The 8,833-nt window shown below is 65.3% G+C and carries 4 protein-coding genes; all 4 read left to right on the forward strand.

All coding sequences use genetic code 11. The features are described 5' to 3' along the window. Positions 1–2,448 (forward strand): exodeoxyribonuclease V subunit gamma (gene recC / locus ACRC1E_RS08990; RefSeq protein WP_438514760.1); only part of this gene is annotated, 2,448 nt, incomplete at its 5' end. Next, on the forward strand, positions 2,445–6,005 hold the full coding sequence (gene recB / locus ACRC1E_RS08995) for an exodeoxyribonuclease V subunit beta (RefSeq protein ID WP_438514761.1): 3,561 nt from the start codon (positions 2,445–2,447) through the stop codon (positions 6,003–6,005). The genes recC and recB, both read left to right, overlap by 4 nt. Before the next feature lie 80 nt (positions 6,006–6,085). After that, positions 6,086–7,579 carry a polyphosphate:AMP phosphotransferase gene (gene pap / locus ACRC1E_RS09000; RefSeq protein WP_438514762.1) on the forward strand — a complete coding sequence of 498 codons (1,494 nt, stop codon included), beginning with the start codon at positions 6,086–6,088 and terminating at the stop codon, positions 7,577–7,579. Next, a partial coding sequence (locus ACRC1E_RS09005; protein WP_438514763.1) for an AAA family ATPase occupies positions 7,563–8,833 on the forward strand: 1,271 nt, incomplete at its 3' end. The genes pap and ACRC1E_RS09005, both read left to right, overlap by 17 nt.

Consider the following 8,833-nt stretch of genomic DNA (forward strand, 5'->3'; position numbering starts at 1 on the left):
CATCCGCTATTGGCATCGCTGGGCAAGCAGGGGCGCGACTTTTTCGACCTGATCGCCGGCGACACCGAGCTGGACCCGCATCCGCTGTATAGCGATACGCCGGGCGACAGCCTGCTGTGCCGTCTGCAGCGCGACATGCTGACGCTGGCCAACCCGACCTCGCCCGACTATGCGCTGCAGTTGCCGGCCGACGGCGATGTGTCTATCGAGCTGCACGCCACCCACGGTGCGATGCGCGAGCTGGAGGTACTCAAAGACCGGCTGTTGGCGCGCTTTGCCGCCGATAGCAGCCTGACGCCGGCCGATATCGTAGTGCTGACCCCCGACATCAACGCCTACGCGCCGTTTATCGACAGTGTCTTCGGCAAGCGCAGCGATGCGGGCGCCGCCAATATTCCGTACACCATCGCCGACCGCACTGTACAGCGCGAGCAAAGCCTGCTGGCGAGCTTTGCCGCTTTGCTCGATTTGCTGGACTCGCGCTTTGCCGCCGATGACGTGCTGTCGCTGCTGGACTGTGATGCGCTGCTGTTGCGTTTTGGCCTGAGCCCGGCCGATGTGCCCTTTATCCATGACTGGGTGCGCCGTAGCGGCATACGCTGGGGGCGCGATGCGGCACACAAGGTGGCGCTGGGGCTGCCTGGCGATGCCCGCCACAGCTGGCGCTGGGGGCTGGATCGCCTGCTGCTGGGCGGCATCCTGCCTGATGCCATGGCCGGCGATATGCGCTCGCCCCTGTTTGGCGGCTTGCTGCCGGCCGGCGGTGCCAGCGGCAGTCTGGCCGAAACGCTGGCGCGCTTTGCCGCCCTGCTCGAGACCCTGTTTGAGTTGGCCGATGTGTGGCAAGTCGCGGCGCCCCCCGCAGACTGGGCCGGCCGGGTGAGCCGCGCAGCTGCGGCACTCTTTACCGTGGATGAAAGCGGCGAGGACGCCTTGTCGGTCTTGTTCGATGCCGGTGCCGAACTGGCGCAGGATGCGGCACTGGCCGGCTATGGCGGCGAGGTCGGGCTGGCAGTGGTGCGCGACTATCTCAAGCGCCGGCTGAAACAGTCGTCCGGCTCGGGCTTTCTGGCCGGGCGGGTGACGTTTTGCGCCATGGTGCCGATGCGCTCGATTCCGTTTCGCCTGCTGTGCCTGATCGGCATGAATGACGGCGCCTATCCGCGTGACGAGCGCCCGGTCAGCTTCGATCTGATCGCACGCCATCCGCAAAAAGGCGACCGCTCGCGCCGTTTCGACGACCGCTACCTGTTTCTGGAAGCCATCCTGTCGGCACGCGAGGCGCTGTATCTGTCGTGGGTCGGGCGTTCGGCACGTAGCGACGAGCCCTTGCCGCCATCGGCGCTGGTGTCGGAACTGATCGATTGCCTGACGGCAATGGCGGGCGAAGACATGGGCCGGCATCTGGTCTGCACCCATCCGCTACAGCCCTTTTCCAGTGACAATTACCGCGCCGGGCGGGCGAGCTTCGAGCCGGCATTTTTTGCTGCCCTGACGGCCGAACGCCGGGTGGCGCCCCCGTTTGCCGCGTCGCCGCTGCCGCTGGACACGCCACGGGTGGTGGCGCTGTCGGCGCTGATCCGTTTCTGGCAAAACCCGGTACGCAGCTTTCTGGGCGATCAACTGGGCATCCGGCTGGCGGCCAGCAGCGAGGATATGGCCACGCGCGAGCCGTTTGCGCTGGACAGAAACAGCAGCGTGGCGGTGCGTACGCCTCTGGTGGCGGCGCTTTACGCCGGCAAGCCGCTGGCACCGGTGAAGGCGCGGCTGTCGGGCATGGGCTTGCTGCCGCCGGCGGCACTGGGCGAGGCGTGGCTTGCCGACGAACTGGGCCAGAGCGCGCGCTTTGCCGCACGCCTGCCGGAAGAATTGGCCGAGGCCACCTTGCCGCCCGAGCCGCTGAGCCTGGCGATAGGCGATTTTACGCTGGCGGGCGAGCTGGCCGGCCTGCGTGCCGGCGGCCTGATGTCGGCGCTACCGCGTCGCGCCCATGGCGGCGAGCGTATTGCGTTCTGGTTGCGGCATCTGGTGCTGTGCGCGCTGCGTCCCAAGGGGGTGATGCCGGCCTCGCTGCTGGTGGATGATGCCGAAAGCCTGCATTTGTTGCCGGTGGACGATGCGCTGGAGCAGCTGGAAAGCTGGCTGGTGTTTTACGCCTTGGGGCAGGCCTCGCCCTTGCCGTTTTTTCCGCGTACCAGTCTGGCCGCCGCCAAGGTGCTGGCCGACGATGCGATGGCGCGCGAAGCGGCGCTGGCCAAGGCCTACGCCGAGTGGGACCCGAGCTTTACCGGGCGCGGCAAGTTCCCGCAAAAAAGCGAAGCGGCCATCGAGCTGGTGTTCCGTGGCAGCGATCCGCTACAGGACCCGCAATTTTTACAACTGGCCGAAGTGCTGCTCTGCCCGATGCTGGCAGCACTGGATGGCATCGAACCGGAGGGCGACGCATGAAGCCGCTGGATGTCGTGAACTGCCCCTTGTCGGGTGTCAACCTGATCGAAGCCTCGGCCGGCACCGGCAAGACCTGGACCATCGCCGCGCTGTTTGCGCGCCTGTTGCTGGAAGACGGCGAGATGCCGGCGCCCAGCATAGACCGCATTCTGGTGGTGACCTACACCAAGGCCGCCACCGCCGAGCTGCGCGAACGCCTGCGCGCGCGTCTGGTCGAGATCCGGCGGGTGCTGGAGTCGGAAGCCGACACCCACAGCGAGCCGTTTCTGGCCGCCTTGTGCGTGCGCTATGGCGCGCCCGAGGCACGCAGCCGCGCCGTTGCGCGGCTGGCGGCCGCCATCAGCGGCTTCGATGCGGCGGCGATCTACACCATTCATGGCTTTTGCCAGCGGGTATTGACCGACGCCGCCTTTGAAAGCGCACAGACTTTCGAGGCCGAGCTGGTGGTCGATGACATGGCCGGGCTGACCGAGCTGACCGACGATTTCTGGCGCCGGCGCGTGGTCGAGGATGTGACCCTGTCGCGGGTGCTGGCCGAAAACGGCGAGACGCCGGATGCCTGGCTCTCTGCCGTGCGCCCGCATCTGTCGCGCCCCTATCTGACACCGCTGCGCCCGCCCGAAATCGATCTGGCGGCGGTGCTTGCGGCGCAGGATGTGGCATGGCAGGCGCTCAAAAGCGGCGATGTGGCCGCGGGGCTGGCGCTCTTTACTTCCACCGAGGGCTATAAGGCGACCAGCTACAAGCCGGCCATCGTCGCGCATATTGCCCGGCTGCTGACACGGCTGCTGGCGAGCGAGCAGGCACCGGCCTTGTTGTCGGAAGGCGAGCTTAAAAACCTGGCCAAGCTCACCCCCGCCAGCCTCGCGGCAGGCATGAAAAAGGGCTTTGTCGCGCCAAAACATGCGCTGTTCTCCCAAGTAGAAGCCTGGCTGCTATGCGCGCAGGCCTTGAGGCAGGGGGTGGACTATGCGGTGATCCGCCTCAAGCTGGAGCTGATCGACTGGATCAATGCCGAGCACGAGCGCGTGCGTGCCCACAAGCGCAAACGCAGTTTCGATGATTTGCTGACCGATCTGTATGGTGCGCTGAACGAAAAAACCAGCGGCCCTTTGCTGGCGCAGCATGTGGCGCGCAGCTTTCAGGTGGCGCTGATCGACGAGTTTCAGGACACCGATCCGATACAGTACGATATTTTCCGCCGCTGCTTTATCGAGGCCGGCTCGCGTCCGCCGGTGTTTCTGGTGGGCGACCCCAAGCAGGCGATTTACAGCTTTCGCGGTGCCGATATTTTTGCCTATCTGGCCGCGCGTGGCGATGCCGATCACGAATACACGCTGGACACCAACCGCCGCTCGTGCGAGCCGCTGGTGCAGGCGGTCAATACCCTGTTTGCCCGCCCGCAGCCCTTTGTGCTGGATGCCATCACTTATTACCCGGTTAGCGCCGACAGCCAGCAGCGCGGGCGTCTGGAGATCGACGACGACCGTGCGCCCTTTACCGTGTTGTGGCAGGACAATGATGCAGACAAGGCCGCCAGCAAAGACAAGGCCGGCCAGTGGGCGGCGGATGCCTGTGCCAACGAGATTGCCCGGCTTCTGAATCTGTCGGGCGAGGGCCGGGCGCGGCTCTATAAGGGTGAGGCGGGGCGCGCGCTGTCGGGGGGCGATATGGCGGTGCTGGTGGCGACTCACCGTCAGGGCGAGATGATGCGCCAGGCGCTGCGTAGCCGTGGCGTAGCCAGCGTGGCGCTGACCCAGGAGAGCGTATTTGCCAGCATGGAAGCGCGCGAAATGCTGGCGCTGTTGCGGGCCTGGGCCGAGCCTGGCAGCGAAGGGCGTTTGCGTGCGGCACTGGCCAGCTCGCTATACGGGCTGGATGCCGCCGCGCTGTTTGCGCTGGCGGAAGATGAAGACGCATGGGAAGCCTGTTTGCGGCTTAACCGCGAAGACTTCGAGCGCTGGCAGGCGCAGGGCTTTATGGCCGCGTGGCGCGGTTTTTTTGCCCGCAGCGAATTGGCGTTGCGGGTGCTGCCGCAAGAAGGCGGCGAGCGCAGGCTGACCAATCTTGCGCATCTGGCCGAGCTGATACAGCAGCAAAGCGAGGAGAAAAGCGGCTTGTCGCCATTATTGGCGTGGTTTGAAGGCCGGGTGGCGACGCCGCCCGGTGGCGAGGAAGCGGTATTGCGGCTGGAAAGCGATGCCCAGCTGGTCAAGATCGTCACCATTCATACCGCCAAGGGCCTGCAATACCCGCTGGTGTTCTGCCCCTTTTTGTGGGACGGCAAGCTGGACGCGGCCGATACCCCGTTCTGGCGCTATCACCATGACGGACAGACGCTATTGGTGCCGGATGGTCTGGCCGGCGACGAGGCCAAAGCCGCCTCGCGCGAGGAGATTCTGGGCGAGAAACTGCGCCTGCTGTATGTGGCACTGACGCGGGCGCAATACCGGCAGGTGCTGTGCTGGCGCCATGTGTCGGGGATGGAAAGCGCAGCCTTGTCCTGGCTGATCCATGCTGCTGCTGTCGAGTCGCCGGGCGAGCTGTCCCGCCTCAAGCTGGACGAATTGGGGATCAAGGATGATCTGGCCGAGCTGTGCCTGCGTGGCGGCGAGGCGTTTAGCGTGCTGCCTGCCGCGACGCTGCGCACCGACTGCATCGCCGCGCCACAGGCGGCCGAGCCGCCAGAATTGTCGGTACTGGCGCGCACGCTGTATACGCCGTGGCGGGTGAGCAGCTTTACGGCGCTGACCTCGAAAACACCGGCGCGGCTGGCGGAAAAGCCCGATCACGATCAGGGCGTTCTGGCGGAAACCACGGCGCAGGCGGGCGAGCTTGCCCAGTTCAACCGTTTCAACTTCCCGCGCGGCGCCCGCCCCGGCACCTGTCTGCATGCGGTATTCGAGGCCATTGATTTTCAGTGGAGCGAGACCCGCATCCGCGACGCCGCTGCCCAGACGCTGGCGCGCTTCGGTTTTGCCGAGCACTGGCTGGACGCGGTCTGCGACATCGTCGCCCGCACGCTGGACGCGCCGCTGGATGAGGGCGTCAGCCTGCGCCGGGTGCCGGCTACGCGCCGGCTGGTCGAATTCAACTTTACCCGCCCGCTGGCGCGGCTGTCGGTAGCGCGCTTGCGCCGCGTGCTGGGCGACCCGGCGCTGGGCCTGGCCGAACCCTTGCGTGCGGCGGCCGCCACGCTGGACTTCCACACGGTAGAGGGCTTTATCACCGGCTCCATCGACCTGGCCTGCCAGGTGGACGGGCGCTGGTTTCTTATCGACTACAAGTCCAACCATCTGGGCGATCAGGGCAGCGACTATGCGCCCGAACGGCTGGTGCACGAGATCGCGCATGCACATTACTACCTGCAATACCTGATCTATGTGGCGGCGCTGAAGCGTTATCTGGCCAGCCGCGGCATGATGCTGGACGGCAACTTCGCCGGCGTGCGTTATCTGTTTGTGCGCGGGCTGGACGATGGCGGTAACGGCATCTGGCGCGATAGCCCGTCGCCGGCGCTGATCGCGGCGCTGGATGGCTGTTTTGATGGGGATTAGAGGCGGTAGGGTGGGATAGCCGCCGCATGGCGGCGTAACCCACCGCAAATTGCCCGGGTTCCATAACATAAGGAGAAAACATGTTTGAATCGGCAGAAATCGGTCACAGCATCAGCAAGGCCGACTGGAAGGCGCGGGTACCGGCGCTACGCGAAGCCTTGCTCGACGCGCAGTATGACCTTAAGCAGAAGGCGGATTTTCCGGTACTGATCCTGATCCACGGCTTCGATGCCGCCGGTCGCGGTGAAACGCTGAATCTGGTCAACGAATGGCTGGATCCGCGCCTGATCCACACCGTGGCTTTCGATGCGCCCAATGACGAGGCGCGCGCGCGGCCGTGGATGTGGCGCTACTGGCGCGAGCTGCCGCCCAAGGGACGGCTGGGGATTTATTTCGGCTCCTATTACTCGGACACCCTGTTCGATCGCAGCGAAGACGAGATCGGCAGTGCCGAACTGGACAAGCAGATCGCCGACATCCTGCGCTTCGAGCGCATGCTGTCCAACGATGGCGCGCTGATCCTGAAATTCTGGTTCCACTTGTCTAAAGACGCGCAAAAGACGCGGCTCAAGGCACTGGAAAAAGATCCCAAGACCGCGTGGCGGGTGAGCGAGAAAGACTGGAAGCATTACGCGCTGTACGACAAGCTGCGCAAGCATGCCGCCCATATGCTGCGCCTGACCAATACCGCTTACGCACCGTGGGCGGTGATAGACGGCACCGACCACAATTACCGCAGCCTGGCCGTGGGCGAGGCGATACTGGCGGCGATACGCGCGCGGCTGGATATGGCGCACACCTTTTTACCGCGTAGCGACAGCCCGTCCTTGCCGGCGCCGATAGACCACAAGCTGCTGCTCGATACGCTGGTACTGGATCAGGTGCTGGACAAGGCGGCCTACAAAAATGAGCTGGATGCGCTGCAGGGCCGGCTTAACCACCTGACACGCGACGCGCGTTTCGCCGGCCATTCGCTGGTGCTGGTATTCGAAGGCAATGACGCCGCCGGCAAGGGCGGCTGCATCCGCCGCATTACCCAAGCGCTGGATGCACGCCACTACCGCGTGATGCCGGTGGCCGCGCCCAGCGACGAGGAACGCGCCCAGCCGTGGCTATGGCGTTTCTGGCGCCATGTGCCGGGCAAGAGCCATACCGCGATTTTCGACCGTTCCTGGTATGGCCGGGTGCTGGTGGAAAGGGTGGAGGGCTTTTGCGGGCCGGAACACTGGATGCGTGCCTACTACGAGATCAACGATTTCGAGCACCAGCTGGTGGCCGATGGCGCCATCGTGCTCAAGTTCTGGCTGGCGACCAGTGCCGAGGAGCAGTTGTCGCGCTTTCAGGCGCGCGAGCAGACAGGCTTCAAGCGTTTCAAGATTACCGACGAAGACTGGCGCAACCGCGAACGCTGGGACGACTACAAGCTGGCGGTGTGCGACATGATAGACCGCACCAGCACCACCCAGGTGCCATGGACGCTGGTCGAAGCCAATAACAAATACTATGCGCGCATCAAGGTGCTCAAGACCGTGTGCGAGGCGCTGGAGGCGAGACTGGATGCAAAGTCCGAATGAAGAAGGCGTCAGCGAGTTGCTGCCTGAGGTCTTGTCCGGCCTGATGCGGCGGCTGGACCCGGCGCTGGGCGAGGCGGCGGCTGCTGCAATCGGTGCGCTGATCCGTGCCAACCGCGCCGGCCATGTGTGCCGGCGCGTACCCGATGCACAGAGCCGGCGCGAACTTGCCGCCAGCCCTTTGCTTGCCCGCCCCGGCGGCTATGCCCCTCTGGTGCTGGACGAGGCCGGCCGCTTGTATTTTGCCCGCCACTGGTGGTTTGAAAAAGAGCTGGCCGAGCGTCTGGCCGCCTTGGCCGGGCACCAGGATGACGTCGATCCGCTACGGGTCGCCGCCTTGCTGGACGCGCTGTTTGCCCCGACTGATGAAGGCGCGGCCGACCGTCAGCGTCTGGCGGCGGCTTTGGCGGTACGCCAGCATCTGCTGGTGATTTCCGGCGGCCCAGGTACCGGCAAGACCACCACCGTGGTGCGCCTGTTGGCGATGCTGGCGGCCCTGTCGCCGCGTCCGCTGGTGATGGGCATGGCGGCCCCCACCGGCAAGGCGGCAGCGCGCCTGTCCGAATCGATGCGCGGCGCGCGTGCGGCGCTGGATGTCGATGCACGGGTCAAGGCGCAATTGCCGGAAGATGCGCAAACCCTGCACCGGCTGATCGGTCTGCTGCCCGGGCGCGACACGCCGCGTTATCACGCAGGCAACCCGCTGCCGCTGGACGTGCTGGTGATAGACGAAGCCTCGATGGTGGACCTGACCCTGATGCACGATACCGTGGCCGCCTTGCCTGCACATGCGCGCCTGATCCTGCTGGGCGATCGCGACCAGCTGGCTTCGGTCGATGCCGGTGCGGTGCTGGGCGATGTGGCCGGGCGCGAAGCGTGGAGCAGCGATACGCTGGCGTGGCTGGCAGCGGCCGGCCTCACCGCGCCGGGTGCGGCTACCGCCGCCCAGCCGCTATCGGACACGGTGGTCTTTCTCACCCGCAGCCATCGCTTTGGCGCAGATAGCGGCATCGGTCGTTTGGCGCGGGCAGTGAATAGCGGTGACGAGCAGGGTGTATTGGCGCTGTTGGCCGATGAAAACTATCCCGATATCGAATGGCGGGCGGCATTTGCGCCGGATGATGACGAGCATTACCGTGAGCGGGCCGCCTATTTTGCGCAGGTGCACGCCGGTGCCGATGCTGCGCCGGTGTTTGCCGAATTCCTGCGCTTTATGCTGCTGACCGGCGAGAAGCGTGAAGTGGCGCGCCTTAATCT

Origin of the sequence: Craterilacuibacter sp. (assembly GCF_051659485.1) — a bacterium.
In the GTDB taxonomy this organism is placed as follows: domain Bacteria; phylum Pseudomonadota; class Gammaproteobacteria; order Burkholderiales; family Chromobacteriaceae; genus Craterilacuibacter.